Source organism: Streptomyces sp. NPDC012637 (genome assembly GCF_042954805.1).
Lineage (GTDB): Bacteria > Actinomycetota > Actinomycetes > Streptomycetales > Streptomycetaceae > Streptomyces.
This window is the reverse complement of the sequence record NZ_JBIBDS010000002.1, coordinates 358,010-382,062: the sequence shown is the minus strand read 5'-3', so window position 1 is coordinate 382,062 and position 24,053 is coordinate 358,010. Positions and strand designations below refer to the sequence as shown.

The 24,053-nt window shown below is 74.0% G+C and carries 17 protein-coding genes; 10 read left to right on the top strand and 7 right to left on the bottom strand.

What is annotated here, in order from left to right; translation table 11 throughout:
• The first annotated feature begins 60 nt into the window (after nucleotides 1-60).
• On the top strand, nucleotides 61-1,329 hold the full coding sequence (locus tag ACFY8W_RS09810) for a PspC domain-containing protein (protein WP_391102554.1): 1,269 nt from the start codon (nucleotides 61-63) through the stop codon (nucleotides 1,327-1,329).
• Nucleotides 1,326-2,033, top strand: a complete 708-nt coding sequence (locus tag ACFY8W_RS09805; RefSeq protein WP_391102552.1) for a LuxR C-terminal-related transcriptional regulator — start codon at nucleotides 1,326-1,328, stop codon at nucleotides 2,031-2,033. Before ACFY8W_RS09810 ends, ACFY8W_RS09805 begins: the two co-directional genes overlap by 4 nt.
• Nucleotides 2,034-2,085: 52 nt before the next feature.
• Here the strand turns inward: ACFY8W_RS09805 and ACFY8W_RS09800 are convergent, their stop codons facing one another.
• Nucleotides 2,086-3,165: an NlpC/P60 family protein gene (locus tag ACFY8W_RS09800; protein WP_391102550.1), complete on the bottom strand. Its 1,080-nt coding sequence runs from the start codon at nucleotides 3,163-3,165 to the stop codon at nucleotides 2,086-2,088.
• A gap of 343 nt (nucleotides 3,166-3,508) precedes the next feature.
• Between ACFY8W_RS09800 and ACFY8W_RS09795 the strand changes: the two genes are divergently transcribed.
• Entirely contained in the window at nucleotides 3,509-3,862 is a 354-nt protein-coding gene (locus ACFY8W_RS09795; protein ID WP_391102548.1) for a hypothetical protein, read from the top strand.
• 58 nt (nucleotides 3,863-3,920) lie between these two features.
• On the opposite strand, the gene ACFY8W_RS09790 is transcribed toward ACFY8W_RS09795, so the two are convergent.
• A complete protein-coding gene (locus ACFY8W_RS09790) occupies nucleotides 3,921-5,087 on the bottom strand; it encodes an NlpC/P60 family protein (protein ID WP_391102546.1) in 1,167 nt (388 codons plus the stop codon).
• A 282-nt stretch (nucleotides 5,088-5,369) separates the two neighbouring features.
• On the opposite strand from ACFY8W_RS09790, the gene pcrA reads away from it, so the two are divergent.
• On the top strand, nucleotides 5,370-7,823 hold the full coding sequence (pcrA, locus tag ACFY8W_RS09785) for a DNA helicase PcrA (RefSeq protein WP_391102544.1): 2,454 nt from the start codon (nucleotides 5,370-5,372) through the stop codon (nucleotides 7,821-7,823).
• A 78-nt stretch (nucleotides 7,824-7,901) separates the two neighbouring features.
• Here pcrA and ACFY8W_RS09780 read toward each other — a convergent pair whose 3' ends face one another.
• Both ACFY8W_RS09780 and ACFY8W_RS09775 read right to left on the bottom strand, forming a co-directional pair.
• Nucleotides 7,902-9,431 (bottom strand): peptidoglycan DD-metalloendopeptidase family protein, encoded by a 1,530-nt coding sequence (locus tag ACFY8W_RS09780; protein ID WP_391102543.1) that lies wholly within the window; start codon nucleotides 9,429-9,431, stop codon nucleotides 7,902-7,904.
• 265 nt (nucleotides 9,432-9,696) lie between these two features.
• A complete protein-coding gene (locus ACFY8W_RS09775) occupies nucleotides 9,697-10,515 on the bottom strand; it encodes an alpha/beta fold hydrolase (RefSeq protein WP_391102541.1) in 819 nt (272 codons plus the stop codon).
• 224 nt (nucleotides 10,516-10,739) lie between these two features.
• Here ACFY8W_RS09775 and ACFY8W_RS09770 point away from each other — a divergent pair, with 224 nt between their 5' ends.
• Nucleotides 10,740-11,147 carry a cobalamin B12-binding domain-containing protein gene (locus tag ACFY8W_RS09770; RefSeq protein WP_128976030.1) on the top strand — a complete coding sequence of 136 codons (408 nt, stop codon included), beginning with the start codon at nucleotides 10,740-10,742 and terminating at the stop codon, nucleotides 11,145-11,147.
• 199 nt (nucleotides 11,148-11,346) lie between these two features.
• Here the strand turns inward: ACFY8W_RS09770 and ACFY8W_RS09765 are convergent, their stop codons facing one another.
• Nucleotides 11,347-12,960: a DUF5691 domain-containing protein gene (locus ACFY8W_RS09765; RefSeq protein ID WP_391102539.1), complete on the bottom strand. Its 1,614-nt coding sequence runs from the start codon at nucleotides 12,958-12,960 to the stop codon at nucleotides 11,347-11,349.
• A 161-nt stretch (nucleotides 12,961-13,121) separates the two neighbouring features.
• Entirely contained in the window at nucleotides 13,122-14,519 is a 1,398-nt protein-coding gene (locus ACFY8W_RS09760; protein WP_391102536.1) for an SWIM zinc finger family protein, read from the bottom strand.
• A 138-nt stretch (nucleotides 14,520-14,657) separates the two neighbouring features.
• Here ACFY8W_RS09760 and ACFY8W_RS09755 point away from each other — a divergent pair, with 138 nt between their 5' ends.
• The 5 genes from ACFY8W_RS09755 to sucD all read left to right on the top strand — a co-directional run bounded on the left by ACFY8W_RS09755 (nucleotide 14,658) and on the right by sucD (nucleotide 22,215).
• Complete coding sequence (locus ACFY8W_RS09755; protein WP_391102534.1) at nucleotides 14,658-15,773, top strand: AAA family ATPase; 1,116 nt, start codon at nucleotides 14,658-14,660, stop codon at nucleotides 15,771-15,773.
• A complete protein-coding gene (locus ACFY8W_RS09750) occupies nucleotides 15,770-18,388 on the top strand; it encodes a DUF5682 family protein (RefSeq protein WP_391102532.1) in 2,619 nt (872 codons plus the stop codon). The genes ACFY8W_RS09755 and ACFY8W_RS09750 overlap by 4 nt, the downstream gene beginning before the upstream one ends.
• The gene (locus ACFY8W_RS09745) at nucleotides 18,385-19,551 is read left to right on the top strand and encodes a VWA domain-containing protein (protein ID WP_391102530.1); all 1,167 of its coding nucleotides are present in this window, start codon (nucleotides 18,385-18,387) and stop codon (nucleotides 19,549-19,551) included. The genes ACFY8W_RS09750 and ACFY8W_RS09745 overlap by 4 nt, the downstream gene beginning before the upstream one ends.
• A gap of 579 nt (nucleotides 19,552-20,130) precedes the next feature.
• Nucleotides 20,131-21,309 carry an ADP-forming succinate--CoA ligase subunit beta gene (gene sucC, locus ACFY8W_RS09740; RefSeq protein ID WP_391102528.1) on the top strand — a complete coding sequence of 393 codons (1,179 nt, stop codon included), beginning with the start codon at nucleotides 20,131-20,133 and terminating at the stop codon, nucleotides 21,307-21,309.
• A 21-nt stretch (nucleotides 21,310-21,330) separates the two neighbouring features.
• On the top strand, nucleotides 21,331-22,215 hold the full coding sequence (sucD, locus tag ACFY8W_RS09735; protein WP_365337725.1) for a succinate--CoA ligase subunit alpha: 885 nt from the start codon (nucleotides 21,331-21,333) through the stop codon (nucleotides 22,213-22,215).
• Nucleotides 22,216-22,342: 127 nt separating this feature from the next.
• Here the strand turns inward: sucD and ACFY8W_RS09730 are convergent, their stop codons facing one another.
• On the bottom strand, nucleotides 22,343-23,998 hold the full coding sequence (locus ACFY8W_RS09730; RefSeq protein ID WP_391102526.1) for a sigma factor-like helix-turn-helix DNA-binding protein: 1,656 nt from the start codon (nucleotides 23,996-23,998) through the stop codon (nucleotides 22,343-22,345).
• Nucleotides 23,999-24,053: the final 55 nt, after the last annotated feature.

Here is a 24,053-nt window from a genome sequence, read left to right as displayed (position 1 = left end):
GGGTCGATATCCGGGCCGACCCTGATGCCCGCGGGCGGCCGAACGTGTGACGATCTCTCCATGTCCGCAGTCCCTCGGGTCACCGACCTCGACGAACCGCCCGTGCGCAAGCTCTACCGGAGCGCCGACGGCCGGTGGCTCGGCGGTGTCGCGCGCGGCCTCGCCGGACACCTCGGCCTGCCGGTGATCTGGGTGCGCGCGTTCTTCGTCGCGCTCCTGCTCGCGGACGGGCTGGGGGCGCTGCTGTACGCGGTGTTCTGGATCGTCGTCCCGCTCGGCGTCGGCGGCCGCTCCGCGCCCCGCCCCGTCTTCGAGACCACCCCGGACGGCCGCAAGCGGCTCCGCAAGCCCGACCGGGGCCAGATCTTCGCCCTGATCGCGCTCGCGATCGGGATCTCCGTGTTCGTCGGCAACGTCAACGTCGACAAGCAGGCCGGGCGTTACGTCTGGCCCTCGCTGCTGATCGGCGTCGGCGTCGTCCTCGTCTGGCGGCAGGCCGACAACGCGCGGCGGGCCAGCTGGACCGACCCCGACCGGCGGCGCCGGGTCCTCCAGCTGGTGCGCGGCCTCGTCGGCGTCGCCCTGGTCGGCACCGGCCTCGCCGTCTTCATGGTGGTCCGCGGCTCGGTCGCCCAGCTCGGCACGGCCCTGACCGCCGCCGTCGCGGTGCTCACCGGGATCGCCCTGCTCGCCGGACCCTGGCTGGTGCGGATGTCGCAGGACCTCAGCGAGGAGCGGACGCTGCGCATCCGCGCCCAGGAGCGCGCCGAGGTCGCCGCCCACGTCCACGACTCCGTGCTGCACACCCTCACTCTGATCCAGCGCAACGCCGAGGACCCCGGCGAGGTCCGCCGGCTCGCCCGCGCCCAGGAGCGGGAGCTGCGCAACTGGCTGTACAAGCCGGAGGGCACGGGCAAGGACGAGGACGAGGAGCCGGCCACGCTCGCCGAGGCGGTCAAGCGGGCCGCGGCCGAGGTGGAGGACAAGCACGGCGTCCCGCTGGAGGTCGTGGTCGTCGGCGACTGCCCGCTCGACGAGAAACTGGCCGCGCAGATGCAGGCGGCACGCGAGGCGATGGTCAACGCCGCCAAGTACGGTGGCGAAGGCGGCCCGGTCCAGGTCTACGCGGAGGTGGAGGGCCGGAAGGTCTTCGTCTCCGTGCGGGACCGCGGCCCCGGTTTCGACCTGGACGCGGTGCCGGACGACCGGATGGGCGTACGAGAATCGATCATCGGCCGGATGCAGCGCAACGGCGGATCGGCGCGGCTGAGATCCGTTCCGGGCGGGGGCACCGAAGTGGAGCTGGAGATGGAGAGGGCGGACGGATGAGCGACGAGACCGTGACCGGAAGCGGGGCGGCGCGGGACACGGAGCGCCGGGTGCGAGTCGTGCTCGTCGACGACCACCGGATGTTCCGTACCGGCGTGCAGGCCGAGATCGGCCGGACGGACGTGACGGGCGTCGAGGTGGTCGGCGAGGCCGCCGACGTGGACCAGGCGGTCACCGTGATCACGGCGACCCGCCCCGAGGTCGTCCTCCTGGACGTCCACCTGCCGGGCGGCGGCGGTGTCGAGGTGCTGCGCCGCTGTGCGAGCCTCATGGCGGCGGCCGAGGACCCGGTGCGCTTCCTCGCCCTGTCGGTCTCCGACGCCGCCGAGGACGTCATCGGCGTGATCCGGGGCGGCGCCCGCGGCTATGTCACCAAGACGATCACCGGCACCGACCTGGTCGACTCGATCTTCCGGGTCCAGGAGGGCGACGCCGTCTTCTCCCCGCGTCTGGCCGGGTTCGTCCTCGACGCCTTCGCCTCGACGGACGCGCCGCCCGTGGACGAGGACCTGGACCGGCTGACCCAGCGGGAGCGCGAGGTGCTGCGGCTGATCGCCCGGGGCTACGCGTACAAGGAGATCGCCAAGCAGCTGTTCATCTCGGTGAAGACGGTCGAGTCCCACGTCTCGGCGGTGCTGCGCAAGCTCCAGCTGTCCAACCGGCACGAGCTGACCCGCTGGGCGACCGCCCGGCGCCTCGTGTAGCGCCTGCGACGTCCGGCGGGCCCCGGTGGGCCCGCCGCGCCCGCCGACGGGATCAGCCGACCCGGGTGGCGCCCGCGAACGGCATCTCGTCGATCGGCGCGATCCGCACCGGCGCGCCCGGCCGGGGGGCGTGGATCATCTGCCCGCCGCCGATGTAGAGGCCGACGTGGCTGATGCCGGAGTAGAAGAAGACCAGGTCGCCCGGGGCCAGCTCGGAGCGGGAGACCCGGCGGCCGGCGTTGATCTGGGTGTAGGTGGTGCGCGGCAGCGAGACCCCGGCCGCGCGCCAGGAGGCCTGGGTGAGTCCCGAGCAGTCGTAGGCGGACGGCCCCGTCGCGCCCCACACGTACGGCTTGCCGAGCTGCGCCCGGGCGAAGGCGATGGCCTCGGCGGCGCGCCCCGTCGCCGGGCCGATCGGGCCGCGGACCGAGGTGGCGGCCCGGTCGGCCCGGTCGGGGGCCGTCGCGCCGCCCGCGGCGTCGTGGCTTCCGGCGGCCACGGCCGCGTCGTAGCGGGCCCGTTCCTCGGCGGTGAGCCGGGCGAGCAGCGTGCGGGCGGCGTCCAGCTTGCCCTGGACGGCGGCCTTCTGCCGCCGCAGCTCCGCCTCGTGCGCCTTCAGTTCGCGCAGCCGGCCCTCCGACCGGGCGCGCAGCTGCCGTACGGCGGCGAGCTCACGCCGTACGGAGGTGATGGCGGCGGCCTGCCGGTCGCCGGCCTTCTCGGCGAGCGCGGCCCGCTCCAGGTACTGGTCCGGGTCGGAGGTCAGCGCGAGCTGGATCGCCGGGTCGAGCCCGCCGGAGCGGTACTGCGCGGCGGCGAACGCGCCGAGGGCGTCGCGGGAGCGGTTGAGCCGCTCGGTCCTGCGTGCGGCCTCGTCGCGCAGCCGGTCGAACGCGGCGCGCGCCGTGTCCGCCTGCTCCTTCGCCCCGTTGTACTTCTCGGTCGCGACCTCGGCCTCCTCGTAGAGCCGGTCGGCCTCGGCCTTGACCTGAGCGGGAGCGGGCTTCGGCGCGGCGTGCCCGGATCCCTCGAAGACGGTCGCGGTGGCCGCGGAGGCGAGGGCGAGGGTGGCCGCGGTGCGGACGGCCTGGCCGCCGAGCGGGGACTGCCTGGGCTTGCGGTGTGCTGCCACGAGGGCGGGTCACATCCTCTCCCTGTGGGGGACGCTGCCCGCCGGGGCCGGCGGCGGCCCGCACAGGGGAGACGGGCCGCCGCCGGTTTTCTCGGCGGGGGCGGTCGGCAACCGCCGGGGTACGGCGGTGGTGGGGAGCCGGCCACCTGGGGGAGGACGCTAAACCTGGCCGCCGCCCGGCGGCCGTCGTTGACCGCTATTGGCGCCGGATGACATTTCCGTGACCGTTCGCTTCCGCGTCGACGGCGCTCGGGCGGTGCTTCCGGCAGCCGCCTGACCGAAGCCCCGGAGAAGGTGGACCCGCCCCGGGGCCGGTGCTAGGGGCCCGGTTAGGCTCCGCCCCATGGACGTACTCATTCATGTCTTCGTCGCCCTGCACATCATCGGAATCGGCGCCCTGCTCGGCGGATTCCTGACACAGATGAAGGCGATGGGCGCGGGTACGGCCCGCTTCACCCCCGCGATGCTGCACGGTGCCCTGACCATGCTGATCACCGGCGTCGCCCTCGTCGGGCTCAACCAGGCCGACGACCGGACCGTGAACAACATCAAGATCGGCGTCAAGCTCGCCGTCCTCGTGGTCATCCTGGGCCTCGTCTACGTCAAGCGCGACGAGGAGCAGGTCGACAAGGCCCTCTTCGGCGCGGTCGGCGGCCTGACCGTGGCGAACATCTTCATCGCCACCCTCTGGGTCTGACCGCCGTCCGTAGCCCGGCGTCCGTCGTCGGCGTCCGCCACGCGTCCGCCCGGCGTCCTCAGGCCGGGCGGACGCTGCCGTAGATCGGCATGTAGTAGATCGACTCCTCGCGCACGTAGGCGCCCGGCTTCGGTGCGTGGATCATCTTGCCGTCGCCGATGTAGATGCCGACGTGGCTGATGTCGTCGTAGAAGAAGACGAGGTCGCCGGGGAGCAGGTCGGCCGTGGCGACCCGGCTGCCGGCCTCCACCTGGTCCCAGGTGGTGCGGGGCAGGTCGACGCCCGCCGCGCGCCAGGAGGCCTGGGTGAGGCCGGAGCAGTCGTACGAGCTGGGACCGGTCGCGCCCCATACGTACGGCTTGCCGATCTGGGCCCGCGCGAAGGCCAGCGCCTCGGCGGCCTTCGCCGCGTACGAGGTGCCGCCGGACGGCGGTGGCGTGGTGGGCGTGGGCGTCGGGGCGGGCGTCGGACTCGGCGTGGGGCGGGCCGCCTCCTCCTGGCGCCTGCGCTCGGCCTCGGCCTCCGCCTTCGCGCGCTCCTCCGCCTTGCGCCGGGCCTCGGCCTCCCGCTTGCGCTCCAGCTCCGCGAGCCGGGCCTTCTCCTCGGCCGTCAGCCGCGCGAGCAGCGTGCGCGCCTCCGCGAGCTTGCGCTGCACGGTCTGCTTGCTCGCGCTCAGCTCCTTCTGCGACGCGGTCAGCTCGGCGAGCCGACGGGTGGCCTCGGTCCGCTGCTTCGCCGCGGCAGCCCGCCGGGACTCGTACTCCGCGACCGCCGTGCGCTGCCGCTCGGAGAGCCGGTCCATGAGGTGGGTCTGGTCGAAGTAGTCCTGCGGGCTGTCCGCGAAGATCAGGGTCGCCGTCGGGCCGACCGCGCCCGCCCGGTACTGGGCCGCCGCGTACGAGCCGAGGGCCCGCCGTGCGGTGTTGATCTCCTCGGTGCGGCGGGCCACGTCGTCGAGGATCCGGTCGACCTCGCGCCGCTTGCGGTCGGTGGCCTCCTTGGCGCGGTCGTACTCCTGGGTGGCCACGCCGGCCTCCCGGTACAGCCGGTCGACCTTCTTCTGGATCTCCTCGACCGTGGGCTTGGGAGCCGGTGCCGTGGGAGCCGCCTGGGCGCTCTGCCCGGAGAGCAGCGTGACGGAGGCGAGCGCGGCCGTCGTGACGCCGACGGCGGGGGAGTGGGGGCGGGTGGTGCGCGGCTTGCGATGGGACGCCAAGGCCGGCATCTCCTTCCGTGGACGCCGGTGTACGAGGCTCAAGTGGCGTGGGGAAGAGCCGGGTTCGGCGTGGGCCGCCCGCTCGGCGTGGTTCGCCGACGGTGGAGAGCGGTAGGGGACGGGCTGCTTGGGCGTGCACGCTAGCGAGCCGTGGGACGCCTGGGAAGGCCGGTGTGCCTTATGTCCGATACATTTCCGTGACCTGAAGCGGACTGTCGCCCTCCGTGAGTTCACGGTCACTTCCGGGGACAGGAGCGGACTGTCAGTCCGGCGTCCTAGACTCGTGAGGCGATGAGCAACAGCCTCTTTGACGACAGCTTCCTGGCGAGCCTCCAGAACCACTCCTCGGAGGAGCCTCCGCCCCTGCCCGAGGACGACGAGCACGGCGCCCCGGCCGCGGAGGAGGTTCCGCACGACCTCTTCGGGGAGCACTTCGACGCGCCCCCGGCCGACCGGGACGCGTACTACCGCGACGGCGCCCACCGGCCCGTCGTGGACCCCGCCGCGCTCCTGGACGGGCTGAACGAGCAGCAGGGCGCCGCCGTCGTCCACACCGGATCCCCGTTGCTCATCGTCGCGGGCGCCGGCTCCGGCAAGACCCGGGTGCTCACCCACCGCATCGCCCACCTCCTGGCGACCCGGCACGTCCACCCCGGCCAGATACTGGCGATCACCTTCACCAACAAGGCCGCGGGCGAGATGAAGGAGCGCGTCGAGCAGCTCGTCGGCCCGCGCGCCAACGCCATGTGGGTCTCGACCTTCCACAGCGCCTGCGTGCGCATCCTGCGCCGGGAGAGCAAGAAGCTCGGCTTCACCTCCTCCTTCTCGATCTACGACGCCGCCGACTCGAAGCGGCTCATGGCGCTGGTCTGCCGCGACCTGGACCTCGACCCGAAGAAGTTCCCGCCGAAGTCCTTCAGCGCCAAGATCTCCAACCTGAAGAACGAGCTGATCGACGAGGAGACCTTCGCCGACCAGGCCGCGGACGGCTTCGAGAAGACCCTCGCCGAGGCCTACCGGATGTACCAGGCCCGGCTGCGCGAGGCCAACGCGCTGGACTTCGACGACATCATCATGACGACGGTCCACCTGCTCCAGGCCTTCCCGGACGTCGCCGAGCACTACCGCCGCCGCTTCCGCCACGTCCTCGTCGACGAGTACCAGGACACCAACCACGCCCAGTACACCCTCGTCCGCGAGCTCGTCGGCACCGGATACGAGGACCTGGCCCCGGCCGAGCTGTGCGTCGTCGGTGACGCCGACCAGTCGATCTACGCGTTCCGCGGCGCGACCATCCGCAACATCCTCCAGTTCGAGGAGGACTACCCGGACGCGACCACGATCCTCCTGGAGCAGAACTACCGCTCCACCCAGACGATCCTGTCCGCCGCGAACGCCGTCATCGAGCGCAACGAGTCCCGCCGCCCCAAGAACCTGTGGACCAACGCGGGCGCCGGCGCGCAGATCACCGGCTACGTCGCCGACACCGAGCACGACGAGGCCCAGTTCGTCGCCGACGAGATCGACCGGCTCACCGACGCGGGCGAGGCCAAGGCCGGCGACGTCGCCGTCTTCTACCGCACCAACGCCCAGTCCCGCGTCTTCGAAGAGATCTTCATCCGCGTCGGACTGCCCTACAAGGTCGTCGGCGGCGTGCGCTTCTACGAGCGCAAGGAGGTCCGTGACGTCCTCGCCTACCTGCGCGTCCTCGCCAACCCCGAGGACAACGTGCCGCTGCGCCGCATCCTCAACGTGCCCAAGCGGGGCATCGGCGAGCGCGCCGAGGCGATGGTCGACGCCCTCGCCCTGCGCGAGAAGATCACCTTCCCGCAGGCCCTGAAGCGGGTCGACGAGGCGTACGGCATGGCGGCGCGCTCCGCGAACGCCGTCAAGCGCTTCAACGCCCTCATGGAGGAGCTGCGCACCATCGTCGACTCGGGCGCCGGACCCGCCGTGGTCCTGGAGGCCGTGCTCGAACGGACGGGATACCTCGCCGAGCTGCAGGCCTCGACCGACCCGCAGGACGAGACCCGCATCGAGAACCTCCAGGAACTCGCCGCCGTGGCCCTGGAGTTCGAGCAGGAGCGCGGGGAGGAAGGCGGTTCGCTCGCCGAGTTCCTCGAGCAGGTCGCGCTCGTCGCCGACTCCGACCAGATCCCCGACGAGGACGAGGAAGGGGCCGGCGTCATCACCCTGATGACCCTCCACACCGCCAAGGGCCTGGAGTTCCCGGTGGTCTTCCTCACCGGCATGGAGGACGGCGTCTTCCCGCACATGCGCGCCCTCGGCCAGACCAAGGAGCTGGAGGAGGAGCGGCGCCTGGCGTACGTGGGCATCACCCGCGCCCGCGAGCGTCTCTACCTGACGCGCTCCGCGATGCGCAGCGCCTGGGGCCAGCCCTCGTACAACCCGGCCTCGCGCTTCCTCGAGGAGATCCCCGCCACCTACCTGGACTGGAAGCGGACCGGACCGATGGCCAAGCCCGCCGGGCCGACCTCGGGCATCACGTCCTCGCTGTCCTCCTCGCGCTCCCGCTCCGGTCCCTCGGGCTTCGCCACCCGGCGCACCACCGACAAGCCGGTGATCGCGCTGCACGTCGGCGACCGGGTCACCCACGACCAGTTCGGCCTCGGCACCGTCATGGCGGTGCAGGGCGCGGGCGCCGACGCGCAGGCGACGATCGACTTCGGCGACGAGAAGCCGAAGCGACTGCTGCTGCGGTACGCGCCGGTCGAGAAGCTGTAGCGGCGGCCGCACGCGAGCGGCCGCACACGAGAGGGGCCCCGACCGGTGTCGGGGCCCCTCTCGTACGTGCGGTGCGTCTCAGCTGGTCGGGTCGAGATCGTGGCTGCGCAGCCAGGCCAGCGGGTCGATCGCCGCGCCGCCGTCCGGCCGGACCTCGAAGTGGAGGTGCGGGCCGGTGGAGTTGCCGGAGTTGCCCGAGTACGCGATGACCTCGCCGGCCTTGACCTTGCCGGAGCGGATCTTGGTGCTGCTGAGGTGGCAGTACCAGGTCTCGGTGCCGTCCGGGGCGGTCACGATCGCCATGTTGCCGTAGGCGCTGTTCCACTGGGTGCGGACGGTGCCGTCGGTCGCGGCCATCACGGGCGTGCCGTACTGGACCGGGAAGTCGATGCCGGTGTGCACGGACATCCAGTTGACGCCGGACTGGCCGAAGCGGGCGCTGAGCTGGTGCAGCTTCACCGGGAGCATGAACTTGGGGCGGAGGGCCTCCTTGCGGGCGGCCTCCTCCTCGCGCTTCTTCTTCTCCGCCTCCTGGCGCAGCTTCAGGTCGATGCGCTCCTGGGTGCGGCTCGCGCGGTCGCCGAAGTCGCGGGCGTCGGCGCTGAGCGCCGCCAGCTGGGTGTCCAGCTTGCTGTTGGCGGCGACCTGCTTCACGGAGGCCGGGTCGGCGGCGGCGAGGGAGGTCGTGTCGTCCTTCTGGTCGCCGCCGTCGGTGAGGCCGCTCACGGAGGCTGCGGCGATACCGGCGACGCCCATCACGCAGGCGGAGGGGACGGCGACCGTGAGGAGCGCGGAGCGCTTGGCGGGCGTACGGCGCCGGCCGCGGCTGCCGCCGCCGGAGCGGCGTACGGGACGGGCGGGGAGCTCGGCGCCCGGGGCCGTGGCCGCCCGGTCCGGCTCCAGGCCGGTGACGTCGAGCTCCAGGGCGATCATGGTCTCGGCGTCGTGGAAGGTGTCGGGCTCCGGCCCGGAGCCCTGCTGCGCCTGCGGCTCGTCGTAGGCCGTGTCGTAGGCGGTGTCGTAGGCGGTGTCGTACGACGCCTCGTAGGCGTAGCCGCCGTCGGCGTCGTACTCCGAGGCGGGGTACTCGGCGGTGGCGAACTCCGGTGCGGAGAAGTCGCCGCCGGAGAACTCGGCGGCCGGGAACTCGGCGGTGTGCTCCGGGGTGTACTGGTGCGGGACGACCGGCTCGGGCGCGACCTGGTTCCAGGCGGTGGCGTCATAAGCGCCGGTCTCGTAGCCCGCCGGAGTCGTCCACTGGCCGGTGCCCGTGGAGTCGTACGAGGCGAACTGCGCCGCGGTCTCGTACTGGCCGGTCTGCTGGGCCTCGGTCCAGGCGGTGGCGTCCCACTGACCGGTGGTCGTGTACGAGCCGTAGGAACCCGTGTCCCACTGGCCCTGGTCACCGTACCCGGCGGCGTAGCCGCTCTGCTCGCCGTACCCGGTGTGGCCGTCGTATCCGGCGCTGTAGTCGGTGTAACCGTGCTGACCGCTCTGACCTGCGTCGTAGCCGGCGTCGTAGGTGCCGAACAGTGGGTCGACGGCGAAGCTGCCCGTGGTCTGGGTGGCGTCCGTGACGTACCCGGCGTGGGGGTGCTGGTCGTTCACCAACTTCTCTCTCGCCTCGGCAGCAGGGGGTCAAGCAGTGGCGTGACTGTACCCGGCGGTACGCGCGGCGGACAATCTTCGGAGGGTTTCGAGCCGCCAGGAAACGGGCAATCGGCCGCCTTTCGGCGGGTTGTGGGGAGAGCCTTGGCCCTGTGTTCGAAGAACGTTCGAAGAACGGAAACCCTCTGGCGGCCCGTCAGGGGGTCGGTAGCGGGCCGGTCAGGGGCCGGTCAGGGGTCGCTCGGGAGGTGGGCCGGGAGGTCGGTCAGGCCACCGAGGCGGCGCCGCTCGAACCGTCGCGCTCGTCCGTCGCCGGGACGCCGTCGTCCAGGGCCCGGAGGATGCCGTTCGCGACCGTGGGATGCACCGGCAGGGCGAGGTGCCCGATGCCGCTGACGCGCACGTTGTGGACGATCAGATCCGGGTGGTCGAGCCGGGCCGTCTCCACCGGGACCATCACCTGGTCCAGGTCGCTCCAGAAGCTCACGAAGCGGGTGCGGCAGCCGGACGCCGGGCCCGCGAGCTCGCGCAGCACCTCCGAACCGGGCCGCATCTGGCGCACCAGCGGGTGGGCGTCCGCCACCGCCAGCGGCACGAAGGTGGTCCCGGAGTGCGGGGTGCCCAGCATGACCAGCGTGCGCACCTTGGCGTCACCGCCGAGGCGCTGTACGTAATAGCGGGCGATCAGGCCGCCGAGGCTGTGGCCCACGAGGTCCACCTCCGTGTGGCCGGTGCGGTCGAGGAGCTCCGCCACCCGACGCCCGAGCAGTTCCGCAGCGGCGCGCAGGTCGCACGTGAGCGGGGAGTAGTTGAGCGACTCGACACTGTCACGCCCGTGCCGGGAAAGGGCGCGGCGCAGCATGACGAAGACCGAACGGTTGTCGACGAAGCCGTGCAGCAGCACCACGGGGCGGGCGGCCGCGCCGGGACCGGAGCCGGTCCCGTCACCGGCCGGAACGGAAGGCGCGGCGCGACGTTCGCCCACGAGTCCCGACGGGTAGAGAACCAGATGTCCCGCGAGGACGGCGAGCTCCAGGGCGGTGGCCTTCATCCGGTCGGCGAAAGCGGTGGGGAAGAACTCCATCGCCGACCTCCGTCCGGTACGGCGGTGCGCCGCACTCCGTGTCGCACGGCCGGCGGCACGGGTGTACGGCGCACCCCGTGGCGGCTCCTCCGGGGAGCGAACAATGTCCCACGTGTGATTTCCCCCTCGCTGTCCACCGCGAAACGGGCGCGTGCGGGATGCTGGCGATAACGTTCGTTCACCTCCCCGGCAACGAAGCCCGGGGGTCGCATGTGGAGGCAGTGATGGGTGTGACCGGTCCGATCCGCGTGGTGGTCGCCAAGCCGGGTCTCGACGGCCACGATCGCGGGGCCAAGGTGATCGCTCGCGCGCTGCGCGACGCCGGTATGGAGGTCATCTACACCGGCCTCCACCAGACGCCCGAGCAGATCGTGGACACCGCCATCCAGGAGGACGCCGACGCCATCGGCCTCTCGATCCTCTCGGGTGCGCACAACACGCTGTTCGTGAAGGTGCTCGAGCTCCTCAAGGAGCGCGACGCGGAGGACATCAAGGTCTTCGGCGGCGGCATCATCCCGGACGCGGACATCGCCCCGCTGAAGGAGAAGGGCGTGGCGGCGATCTTCACCCCGGGCGCCACGACGGCCTCCATCGTGGACTGGGTCAACGCCAACGTGCGTGTGGCGGCCTGACGTTCGCGGGTACGGGGCGGGCGCGACGGCCCCGCCCCGCTCCGGCGCGTGCTGCCGGGTTGGCGTCCTGTGCGGGCCGGCACGGCGACGACCCGGCCCCGGCGCGGCGACGACCCGGCCCCGCTCCGGCGCGGCGACGACCCGGCCCCGCCCCGCGCGTACCGCCGGGCTTCTGGCCTGTACGCCGCGCCGCGGCCCGTCAGGTGTCCGTCGCGTCCGGGGGCAGCAGTTCCGCGTGCATCGCGGCCCGTAGCTCCAGGGTGGACACCAGGCGCTGGAAGGCCTCCGACCAGTAGCCGGCGGCACCGGGAGAGGCGTCCTCCGGCTCGGCGGACAGGGCGGTGAGGGCCGCGAGCTGAGGGGCCGCGGCCGGGGACAGGCAGCGCTCGGCGAGGCCCATCACCCCGCTGAAGCTCCACGGGTAGCTGCCCGCGTCCCGCGCGATGTCGAGGGCGTCGACGACGGCCCGGCCCAGCGGCTCCGCCCACGGCACCGCGCACACCCCGAGCAGCTGGAAGGCCTCCGACAGGCCGTGCGCCGCTATGAACGACGCGACCCAGACGGCCCGTTCCTCCTCCGCGAGGGTCGAGAGCAGCTGGGCCCGCTCCGCGAACGACGAGGTGCCGGGGCCGGTGGCCTGCGGGGCCGCCGGGGAACCGAGCAGGGCGCGTGACCAGTCCGCGTTCCGCTGGCGGACGGCCGCACGGCACCAGGCCGCGTGGAGCTCCGCCCGCCAGTCGTCCGTGACCGGCAGCGCGACGATCTCCTCGGGACCGAGCCCGCCGAACCGCGCCGGCCAGCAGTCCAGCGGCGCCGCCTCCACCAGCTGGCCCAGCCACCACGAGCGCTCGCCGCGACCGGTGGGCGGCGTGGGTATCACCCCGTCGTGGCGCATGCCCGCGTCGCACTCGTGCGGCGCCTCCACGACGATCGTCTCCGCCCCCTTCGTACGGTCCAGGGACACGCACGACGCGGCCCGCTCCGCCATCCGTGCGGCGAGCGCGGACGCCGGCAGCGCGGAGAGCAGTTCGGCGGCCGTCGCGCGGACGTTCCGGCTGCGGTCGGACAGGGCCGCCTCCAGGAACTCCTCGTCCGCCGGGCCGAGCCCCGCCCGCAGCGAGTCCAGGAACATCAGCCGGTCCTCGGCCCGCTCCGCGCCCCACGTCGAGGCGAGCAGCTCCCGGCCACGTGCCGGGTCGTCGGCCCGTACGGCGGCGAGCAGTGCGACCCGCTCCGCGAACAGGCCCTCCTCCCACAGCGCCAGGACCGCGTCCCCGTCCGCCGGGTCGGGCAGCGCGCCTCCGGCCCCGTTGCCGGTGCCGGCCGCCCCGCGCAGCGCGAACCTCCACTCCGGGTTCAGCCGGGCCAGCCACAGTCCGCGCGGCCCGGCGAAGGCCAGCGCCTGGGGCCGCAGATCCGTCCGGGCGCGGGCGGCGTCGAGCAGCGCGGGCAGCGCGGCGGCGGGCGCGCGGTAGCCCCGCTCGTTCGCGGCGGCCAGCCACTGGGGCAGCAGCTCGGCAAGGTCCGGTGCCGCCCCGCGCCGCCCCCCGGACGGCGCGGGCGCGGCCCGGCCCGCGAGCAGCTGCCCCAGCCGCCGCCGGGCCGCCGCGGGCAGCGGCCCGCGAACGTCCTCCGGCGCGGCCTCCAGCGGCGCGGCGGCCGGCCCGGGCCGCAGCCCCGCTCTGCGCCGTACGGTGTGCACGGCGGCGGCGTCCAGCAGCGCGACCGGCGCCGTGTCCCCGCTGCCGCGCGCGAACGGCTTCCGGTCGGTGCCCAGCAGCGCCGACGTGACGAGCTCTTCCCAGGCGTCCATGGGCTCCTCCAGAGGTGTTCGGGCCAACGCGGTCGGTGGGTCGGTGGGTCGGTGGGTTGGTGGGTTGGTGGGTCTGCGGGGCTGTCTGCGGGTCTGTGGGCCGGGGCTTCGACGGGGGCAGGGACACGGGCAGGAGGCAGGGTCAGGGTCACGGGGCGGTGTCAGACGAGCGGCACCGTCTCGCCCGGGTCGTCCGGCGACCAGGCGGCCAGCGGAGTGAACCCCTGGTGCCCCACCTCCCCGAACACGCTCAGCGGCCCGCCTCCCGACAGCGCGACCAGCCGCCACAGCCCGGGATGCGCCTGGGCGGTGTGGGTCAGCGGTAGGGCGTCCCGCTCGTCGGGTGCCGTGCCGCCGTCGCGGCCCACGGCGTCCCCGGCGCCCACGCGCGGCCGTGCGTCGGCCAGTTGCCAGCCGTACTCCGCTCGTGCCGGGACCACGTCCGACAAGGTCACCGGCCAGGTGTCCAGCCACGGGTCCTCGCGCAGCGCGCGTCCGTAGGCGGCGACGGCGTCGGCGACCCGGGTGCCCGGAGGCGGTGGGCCGACGGGCGCGGCGGCGCCGAACCGGTCGACCAGTTCGGCGCGCAGCCCGCCCCCCGATCCGTAAGGGCGCAGCTCGGCGTCGACCACGACGCCGACCGGAAAGGCCAGTTGGGGCGAGCGTCCCGCAGCGCCGAAGGAGAGGAGCAGGGCCGTGCGCCCGCTCGACCGGCCGTGCAGCCAGATGCGGCGCGTCGTCAGGCGCGAGTCCGCCGTGTCGTACTGGGCGAGCACCAGCCACTGGTCACGCAGCACGGGGCCCTCGGGCGGGGACGGCAGGCCGACCCGGCCGCGGACGGTCGCGGCCAGCGGGCCGGGCAGCCGGTCCGCCGACAGCCAGGCGCGGTCCAGGAGATGGGTCAGCGCGCACTCCTCCAGGAGCCGCACCGGCCAGCCGGGCCCCGACCCCGCGATCGCGCCCAGCTCGCGCACACGGCCGGCGAGCCCCGGGGCCTGTGCGTCGACCATGCGGGCCGCGGTCTCCTCCCACAGCCCGTACCCCGCGCCCTCGACCGAGGCGAGACCGCCGCGCAGCAGATCGGCGAGGCGCCGCTCCAACTCCTGTGCGCCCGCCGTGATCCGCGCCGCCCTCCGCTCCGCCCGGCGGCGCGCGGCCTCCGGGTCGGCCGGCCCGGAGCCCGCCTCCGCCCGGGCGGCCTCCGCCCGCGCACGTCTGCCCGCGAGCCATTCCGCCGCCCAGTCGGGCACCGCGCCGGCCGTCGGCACCGCCGTCCCGGCCGCGTCCCCCGCCCACAGCAGCAGCAGTCCCAGCGCGTGCTTGCACGGGAACTTCCGGCTCGGGCAACTGCACGCGTACGCGGGACCCGTGGTGTCCACGACCGTGCGGTACGGCGTCTTCCCGCTGCCCTCGCACAGGCCCCAGACGGCCCGTCCGTCGCAGCCCGCGCCGGACCACGGGCCGGGCGAACCCAGCTTGCTTCCCGCTCTGCGCGACGCGTCGTCAGGAGCCAGTGCCAGCACCTGTTCCGACGTCCAGCGCACCCCCTGCTCAGTCATGCGAACGACCGTACGGGCCGCCACTGACAATGTCCTCTCCGTGGCCCTGACCTGCGTTTTCCACCGACGGCGACCGAATGTCAGTGGCATGGTGCACCGTGGGTCGCACAGCAGGTCGAACGATCTGGAGGGGGACTCATGACCCTGCCCGAAACCACCACGACCACCACCGCGGACGGGGCCCTGCGGCCCCATGCCGAGGACGCCTTCGCCCACGAACTCGCCGCGCTCGCCGCCGCCGACGACCGGCCGCGTCCGGCCCGCTGGCGGCTCTCGCCCTGGGCCGTCGCCACCTATCTCCTCGGCGGCACGCTGCCCGACGGCACGGTGATCACACCCAAGTACGTCGGCCCGCGCCGGATCGTCGAGGTCGCCGTCACCACGCTCGCCACGGACCGCGCCCTGCTCCTGCTCGGCGTGCCCGGGACCGCCAAGACGTGGGTCTCCGAGCACCTCGCCGCCGCCGTCAGCGGCGACTCCACGCTCCTCGTGCAGGGCACCGCCGGAACGCCGGAGGAGGCCATCCGCTACGGCTGGAACTACGCGCAGCTGCTCGCCCACGGCCCCAGCCGCGACGCCCTCGTCCCCAGTCCCGTCATGCGGGCCATGGCGCAGGGCATGACCGCCCGCGTCGAGGAGCTGACCCGCGTCCCCGCCGACGTGCAGGACACCCTCATCACGATCCTGTCCGAGAAGACCCTGCCGATCCCCGAGCTGGGCGAGGAGGTGCAGGCGGTCGGCGGCTTCAACCTCATCGCCACGGCCAACGACCGCGACCGCGGCGTCAACGAGCTGTCCAGCGCGCTGCGCCGCCGCTTCAACACCGTCGTGCTGCCGCTGCCCGCGACGCCGGACGCCGAGGTGGACATCGTCGCCCGGCGCGTCGACCAGATCGGGCGCTCGCTGGACCTGCCGGCCGTGCCGGACGGCGTGGACGAGATCCGCCGGGTCGTCACCGTCTTCCGCGAGCTGCGCGACGGCGTCACCACCGACGGCCGCACCAAGCTCAAGTCGCCTTCGGGGACGCTGTCGACGGCCGAGGCGATCTCCGTCGTCACCGGCGGCCTCGCCCTCGCCGCCCACTTCGGCGACGGAGTGCTCCGCTCCGCCGACGTGGCCGCCGGGCTGCTCGGCGCGGTGGTCCGCGACCCGGCCGCCGACCGCGTGATCTGGCAGGAGTACCTGGAGACGGTGGTCCGTGAGAGAGACGGATGGAAGGACTTCTACCGCGCCTGCCGCGAGGTGAGCGCATGACGCGCCCCGCCGCCGCGACCCACGACGCCGAAGCCCTGGAGACGGACGCGAGCGCCGGCGGAGCCGGTGCGCGCCCGGCGCGGTCCCTGCCTGGTCCGCTCGTGCTCGGTGTGCGGCACCACGGGCCCGGGTCCGCGCGGGCCGTGCTCGCGGCGCTCGACGCCGGGCGGCCCAAAGCCGTGCTCGTCGAGGGGCCGCCCGAGGCGGACGCGTTGGTGGCGCTCGCCGCCGACGAGGAGATGCGGCCCCCGGTCGCGCTGCTCGCGCACGCCGTGGACGACCCGGGGCGGGCCGCGTTCTGGCCGATGGCCGAGTTCTCGCCCGAGTGGGCCGCGATCCGCTGGGCCCTCGCCCACGGCGCCGAGGTCCGCTTCGTCGACCTGCCCGCCGCCCACACCCTGGCCGCCCTCGACCCCACCTGGGACGACAGCGAGGAGTTCACCGGAACGGAACCGGCCGGCGACCAGGAGCTGCGCGTCGACCCGATCGCCGAGCTCGCCCGCACCGCCGGTTACGACGACGCCGAGCGCTGGTGGGAGGACGTGGTCGAACTCCGCGGCGCCGCCGACCCGTTCGCCCCGTTCGACGCCCTCGCCGACGCGATGGGCGCCCTGCGCGAGGCGTACGGGCACGGCGGCCACCCGCGTGACCTGGTGCGCGAGGCGCACATGCGGATCCGGCTCCGCGCCGCCCAGAAGGAGTTCGGCGACGACGTCGCCGTGGTCTGCGGCGCCTGGCACGTGCCCGCGCTGCGCCGCAGGACCACCGTCACCGCCGACCGCGCCCTGCTCAAGGGCCTGCCCAAGGTGAAGGCCGAGCTGACCTGGGTCCCCTGGACCCACCGCCGGCTCGCCCGCCGCTCCGGCTACGGCGCGGGCATCGACGCCCCCGGCTGGTACGCGCACCTGTTCACCGCGCCCGACCGTCCCGTCGAGCGCTGGATGACCAAGGTCGCGGGCCTGCTGCGGGACGAGGACCTGACCGTCTCGCCCGCCCACGTCATCGAGGCCGTACGGCTCGCCGACACCCTGGCCGTCCTGCGCGGCCGCCCGCTGCCCGGGCTCGGCGAGACCACCGACGCCGTCCGCGCCGTCATGTGCGAGGGCTCCGAGGTCCCGCTCGACCTGGTGCGCGACCGGCTCGTGGTCGGTGACGTCCTCGGCACGGTCCCGGCCGGCGCTCCGGCCGTGCCGCTCCAGCGCGACCTCGAGCGGCTGCAGCGCGGACTGCGCCTCAAACCGGAGGCGTCCGAGCGCGAGCTCGACCTCGATCTGCGCAAGGACAACGACGCCGCCCGCAGCCGGCTGCTGCACCGGCTCCGGCTGCTCGGTGTCGGCTGGGGCAGCCCCGTCGCGGGCCGCGGCTCCACCGGCACGTTCCGGGAGAGCTGGCGGCTGCGCTGGGAACCCGAACTCCACGTCCAGGTCGCCGAGGCGGGCGTCTGGGGCACCACCGTCGAGGCCGCCGCCACCGCCAGGGCCCGGTCCCAGGCGGCCGCCGTCGACGACCTCGCCGCCGTCACCGCCCTCGCCGAACAGTGCCTGCTCGCCGGGCTCACCGACGCCCTGCCCGCCGTCCTGCACGCGCTCGCCGACCGCGCCGCCCTCGACACCGACGTCGCCCACCTCGCCCAGGCCCTGCCGGCCCTCGCCCGCTCCCTGCGCTACGGAGACGTCCGCGCCACCGACACCACCGCGCTGCGCGAGGTCGCCGCAGGTCTCGCCGAACGGATCTGCGTCGGTCTGCCGCCCGCCTGCGCCGCGCTCGACGGCGACGCCGCCACCGAGATGCGCGACCGTCTCGACGCCGTCCACACGGCGATCGCCCTCCTGACGACCGGGTCCGCCGCCCGACCGGGGCCACCCGACCCGACGGAGGCTTCGTCGGTCGTAGAGGTCGCTGAGGCCACAGAGACCGCAGAGGCCACGGAGACCACGGAGACCACAGAGACCACCGCGGCCACCGAAAGGGCGGCGACGACGGAGGCACCGAATGCGTCGGAGGCCTCCACAGCCGGTGCGCCCGCCCACATGCCCCCGCCCGCTCCAGACCCCGCCTCCGCCTCTGCCCCCGCCTCCGCCTCCGCCTCCGGCCCCACCGCCGGGCTCGGTGAGCGGTGGGCCGCCGTGCTGCGGCGGCTCGCCGTGCGCGACCGGGTGCCCGGTGTGCTGCGCGGCCGGGCCGCCCGGCTGCTGCTCGACGAAGGCCGGGTCGGCGTGGACGAGGCGGCGCGGCTGATGGGGCTCGCGCTCTCGCCCGGCACGCCGCCCGCCGACGCCGCCGGCTGGATCGAGGGCTTCGTCGGCGGCGCGTCCGGCGGCGGACTGCTCCTCGTCCACGACGAGCGGCTGCTCGGCCTGGTCGACGACTGGCTGGGCGGCGTGTCCGCGGAAGCGTTCACCGACGTCCTGCCGCTGCTGCGGCGCACGTTCGCGGGGTACGAGCCGGGCGTCCGGCGCACCCTCGGCGAGCTCGTCGCCCGCGGCCCCGCGACCGGCGGCTCCGCCGGCGCCGCGGCCGTCACGCCCGGCTTCGCCGCCGTCCTCGACGAGCGCCGCGCCGACGACGTCCTGCCCCTGCTCCACCTCATCCTCGGCACGGAGGCCCACGCATGACCACCCGCAGCACCGGCACGGACGACGAGCGGCTGCGCCGCTGGCGGCTGGTCCTCGGCGGCGGCGCGGCCGACGGCACCGGCCGCGCCCTCAGCGGCACCGACGCCGCCATGGACGGGGCCCTGGCCGCCCTCTACGGCGGCACGGGCGGCGGCGACCGGCGGGCCGGCGGGGACCGCTCGGCCGGACTCGGAGCCTCCGCGCCCTCCGTCGCCCGCTGGCTCGGCGACATCCGCACGTACTTCCCCAGCTCCGTCGTCCAGGTCATGCAGCGCGACGCCATCGACCGGCTCGGGCTCGCCACGCTGCTCCTGGAGCCCGAGATGCTGGAGGCGGTCGAGGCGGACGTCCACCTCGTCGGCACCCTGCTCTCCCTGAACAAGGCGATGCCGGAGACCACCAAGGAGACCGCGAGGGCCGTCGTCCGCAAGGTCGTCGACCAGCTGGAGAAGCGGCTCGCCGGCCGCACCCGCGCGACGCTCACCGGCGCACTCGACCGCTCGGCCCGGATCAGCCGCCCGCGCCACCGGGACATCGACTGGGACCGCACGGTCCGCGCCAACCTCGCGCACTACCTCCCCGAGTACGGCACGGTCGTGCCCGAACGGCTGATCGGATACGGCCGGGCGAGCCGTGCGGTCAAGAAGGAGGTCGTGCTCTGCGTCGACCAGTCCGGCTCCATGGCCGCCTCCGTGGTCTACGCCTCGGTCTTCGGCGCCGTCCTCGCCTCCATGCGGTCCGTCGCCACCCGCCTGGTCGTCTTCGACACGGCCGTCGTCGACCTCACGGACCAGCTCGACGACCCCGTCGACGTGCTCTTCGGCACCCAGCTCGGCGGCGGCACCGACATCAACCGGGCGCTCGCCTACTGCCAGTCGAGGATCACCCGCCCCGCCGACACCGTCGTCGTCCTCATCAGCGACCTCTACGAGGGCGGCATCCGTGACGAGATGCTGAAGCGGGTCGCGGCGATGAAGGCATCGGGCGTGCAGTTCGTCGCCCTGCTCGCCCTCTCCGACGAGGGCGCTCCCGCCTACGACCGGGAGCACGCCGCCGCCCTCGCCGCGCTCGGAGCCCCCGCCTTCGCCTGCACGCCCGACCTCTTTCCCGAGGTCATGGCGGCCGCCCTGGAGAAGCGCCCGCTGCCGATGCCCGAGGCCTGAGCCGCCCGGCCCGGCACCTGCCCCGTCGGGCCCGAGTCCCGAGCCGCCGAGGCCGGAGGGACGAGCGGCCGGGCGGAGGCCTGAGCCGCCGGCCCGAGGGGCGAGCCGCCCGCCCCTGAGCCGCCGGCCCGAAGGCGAGCCGCCCGCCCCCGAGCCGTGGCACCGGCGGTGCGGATCCGGTGGTGAAGCGGTGCGGATTCCGTCGCCGCGCGACCACCCGGACGGGCGCGCCAGCTGTCACTGAGGCCCATATCACACCACCGGCCGTACGGCCCTCACCCCGCCGCCCGGCGCGCCGTGAGGCGCCCAATCCCCGCGCCCGGCCTGCCCCGAGGACCTGGTCGCCGTCCCCGGTCACCGCTCCGGACCGCCGCACCGCGCCTACGTTCTGTGACCCGTATCACCGCCAGGTTGTGATCTGCGATTTAGGGACCTACGTCCCACGGGGATAACCTGCGAGACGGACATGCCGCGTCCACGGTCACCGTGTACGCCTCCCTAGTGACAGCGCAGTCACGTTGCCCTTCGCGGCACGCCCACGCAGACAACGAACCGCGATCATCTAGAAAAGGGACGCGCGTGGACCTGTTCGAGTACCAGGCGAGGGACCTCTTCGCCAAGCACGGTGTACCGGTGCTGGCCGGTGAAGTCATCGACACGCCTGAGGCGGCGCGCGCTGCGACGGAGCGGCTTGGCGGCAAGTCGGTCGTCAAGGCGCAGGTCAAGGTCGGCGGCCGCGGCAAGGCCGGCGGCGTCAAGCTGGCCGCCACCCCGGAAGAGGCCGTCGCCCGCGCGACGGACATCCTGGGCATGGACATCAAGGGCCACACGGTCCACAAGGTGATGATCGCGGAGACCGCTCCGGAGATCCTCGAGGAGTACTACGTCTCGTACCTCCTCGACCGCACCAACCGCACCTTCCTCGCCATGGCCTCCGTCGCCGGTGGCATGGACATCGAGGAGGTCGCCGCCACGACCCCCGAGAAGCTCGCGAAGGTCCCGGTCGACGCCAACAAGGGCGTCGACATCGAGAAGGCCCGTGAGATCGTCGCCCAGGCCCAGTTCCCGGCCGAGGTCGCCGAGAAGGTCGCCGAGGTCCTCGTGACCCTCTGGAAGACCTTCATCGCCGAGGACGCCCTCCTCGTCGAGGTCAACCCGCTGGCCAAGGTCGCCTCCGGCGACATCCTGGCCCTGGACGGCAAGGTGTCCCTGGACGCCAACGCCGACTTCCGTCAGCCCGAGCACGAGGCGCTCGAGGACAAGGCCGCAGCCAACCCGCTCGAGGCTGCCGCCAAGGCCAAGGGCCTCAACTACGTCAAGCTCGACGGCGAGGTCGGCATCATCGGCAACGGCGCCGGCCTGGTCATGTCGACCCTGGACGTCGTCGCGTACGCCGGTGAGAACCACGGCGGCGTGAAGCCGGCCAACTTCCTCGACATCGGCGGCGGCGCCTCCGCCGAGGTCATGGCGAACGGCCTGGAGATCATCCTCGGCGACCCGGACGTCAAGTCCGTGTTCGTCAACGTCTTCGGTGGCATCACCGCCTGTGACGAGGTCGCCAACGGCATCGTCCAGGCCCTGGAGCTCCTCGCCTCCCGTGGCGACGAGGTCACCAAGCCGCTGGTCGTGCGCCTCGACGGCAACAACGCGGAGCTGGGTCGCAAGATCCTGTCGGACGCCAACCACCCGCTGGTGCAGCGTGTGGACACCATGGACGGCGCGGCCGACAAGGCCGCCGAGCTCGCGGCTGCGAAGTAAGGGAAGAGGGACAGAACAGCCATGGCTATCTTCCTCAACAAGGACAGCAAGGTCATCGTCCAGGGCATGACCGGTGCCACGGGCATGAAGCACACCAAGCTCATGCTGGGTGACGGCACCAACATCGTCGGCGGCGTGAACCCGCGCAAGGCCGGCACGACCGTCGACTTCGACGGCACCGAGATCCCGGTCTTCGGCACCGTCGCCGAGGCGATGAAGGAGACCGGCGCCAACGTCTCGGTCCTCTTCGTCCCGCCGGCCTTCGCCAAGGCCGCCGTGGTCGAGGCGATCGACGCCGAGATCCCGCTCGCCGTCGTCATCACCGAGGGCATCGCGGTCCACGACTCCGCCGCGTTCTACGCGTACGCCGTGGAGAAGGGCAACAAGACCCGCCTCATCGGCCCGAACTGCCCCGGCCTCATCACCCCGGGCCAGTCCAACGCCGGCATCATCCCGGGCGACATCACGAAGCCGGGCCGCATCGGCCTGGTCTCGAAGTCCGGCACGCTGACGTACCAGATGATGTACGAGCTCCGTGACATCGGCTTCTCCTCCGCCGTCGGCATCGGTGGCGACCCGGTCATCGGCACCACGCACATCGACGCCCTGGCGGCCTTCGAGGCCGACCCGGACACCGACCTGATCGTCATGATCGGCGAGATCGGCGGCGACGCCGAGGAGCGTGCGGCCGACTTCATCAAGGCCAACGTCACCAAGCCGGTCGTCGGCTACGTCGCGGGCTTCACCGCGCCCGAGGGCAAGACCATGGGCCACGCCGGCGCCATCGTCTCCGGCTCCTCCGGCACCGCCCAGGCGAAGAAGGAGGCCCTCGAGGCCGCCGGTGTGAAGGTCGGCAAGACCCCGACCGAGACCGCCAAGCTGGCGCGCGCGATCCTCGCGGGCTGACGCACGGCGCGACCGCGCAAGCGGCACCGCACAGGAGTGGGCCCCGCCCCACCCGGGAGACCGGGTGGCGCGGGGCCCACTCGCGTACGCGCCGGGGTCCGTCCGGCGGGGCGGGGCCCGGCGGGCGCTACTCGGCGGCCGGGACCAGCCGCTCGGGGCCCGGGTTGGGGGCCGAGCGCAGCCTGTCGCGCAGCTCCTTGTCCTCCGGGCCCAGCTTCTGCGGGCCGCCGCGGACCGGGACGCCCTCGACGACCTCGCCCGGCGCGATCGCCGGGACGTACTGGGTCGGTGCGGTCGCCGCGGTGACGGCCGTGATGCAGATGAGCGCCGCCGTCACCCCGATGACCGTCCGGGTCAGCCGCCGGGACCGCCGCTCGCTGCCGGTCCGCACGGCACGCGCCGCGGGCAGCGTGGCCGTCGGCGCCTCGGCGACCAGCGCGGCCAGCCGGCGCTGCAGCGCCTCCGGATCGGAGAGCTCGGGCACCCGCTGCCCGATGACCGTACGGGCGTGCAGCAGCCGGTTCCCGGCGGCCGGGGTGCTCGCCTCGGTCTCCGCGGCCGTCTCCGGCAGGTCGAGGCCGAGGCCGTCGTAGAGCAGGACGGTACGGCGGTACGGCGGCGGCAGCTCCAGGAGCGCCCCGAGCAGCGCGCGCCGGGAGGCCTCGGTCGGCGCGGAGTCGGGATGCCGGTGGCGGCGCCGGAACCGGTGCCAGGGCGAGAGCGCGTACTCGTACGCCGCCGCGCGCACCCAGCCCACCGGGTCGCGGTCGACGGCGACCTCCGGCCAGTGCTGCCAGGCGTAGTGGAAGGCGTACTCGACGGACTCGCGGGAGAGCCGGCGGCGCCCCGTGAGCAGATAGGTCTGGTGGACGAGCGAGGGCGCGGCGTACGCGTAGAGCGCGTCGAACGCCTCCTCGGGCGTGAGCCCGGCGGCCTCGGCTTCAGCGGCCTCCGCCGTCTCCGCGGCCTCCGTGGCTTCAGCGGCCTCCGCCGTCTCCGCGGCCCTCGCCGCCGTGACGTCCTGGTGGCCCGGTGCGCCGGAACGCGTGCCGGGGGCAGCGACCGCTGGGTCCGTGGCGGGCGGTGCGGCGCCCTCACCCGAGCCCGCCCCGGACACCTCTGCCCCGGAGGTGCCCGCCCCGGACGATTCCGCCCCCGACGCTTCCGCCCCGGACGTGCCTGCCCCAGGCTCGCGAGCCCCGGCCGTGTCTGTGGCGTGCGGCGCGGAACCCGCAGCGGCGACGGGGGCCGGGTCCGAGGCCTGGGCATCGGTATCGCCCGCGCGCGTGTTCGCGGCGGCCGCAGTGCCCGCCTCGGCGGCAGTGACCGCGTCCGGGGCATGGGAACGGGCCAGTGCCTGCGGGCCGGACTCGGCGCGTGACCGAGCCGGTTTCAGGCGCTCCTCCGGCGGCTGGGCGGCTTCCCAGGGGCGATGGGGCTCCACCGGCTCCGGCGTCGTCCTCGTCGCCGGCGGCGGCGTGGGTGTCTTCGGCGGACGTGCGGCGCCCTTGGCGGCGGGGCGGGGGCGCGTGGCGGCCGAGGACGGGCGGGCGGGCTTCTCCGTGCGGGGCGTGGTCGGCTCCTCGTGGACGCCGAGCAGCTTCGCGTACGCCTCGCGCTTGCGCCCTCTGGGGGAACTGCGGCCGGTCTCCCAGGCGCGGACGGTGGCCCGGGTGACGCCCATGGCCTCCGCGACCTGGTCCTCGCTCAGGGCGAGGGCCTCACGCAGTCGGCGCCGCTCCTTGGGCGAAGGAAGGGAGACGGCGCGGCTCGTCGGACTCATCGGCGTCGACCTCCCACAGCACTGCTCCGGGCGGAAAAGTACATAAACGTATCTT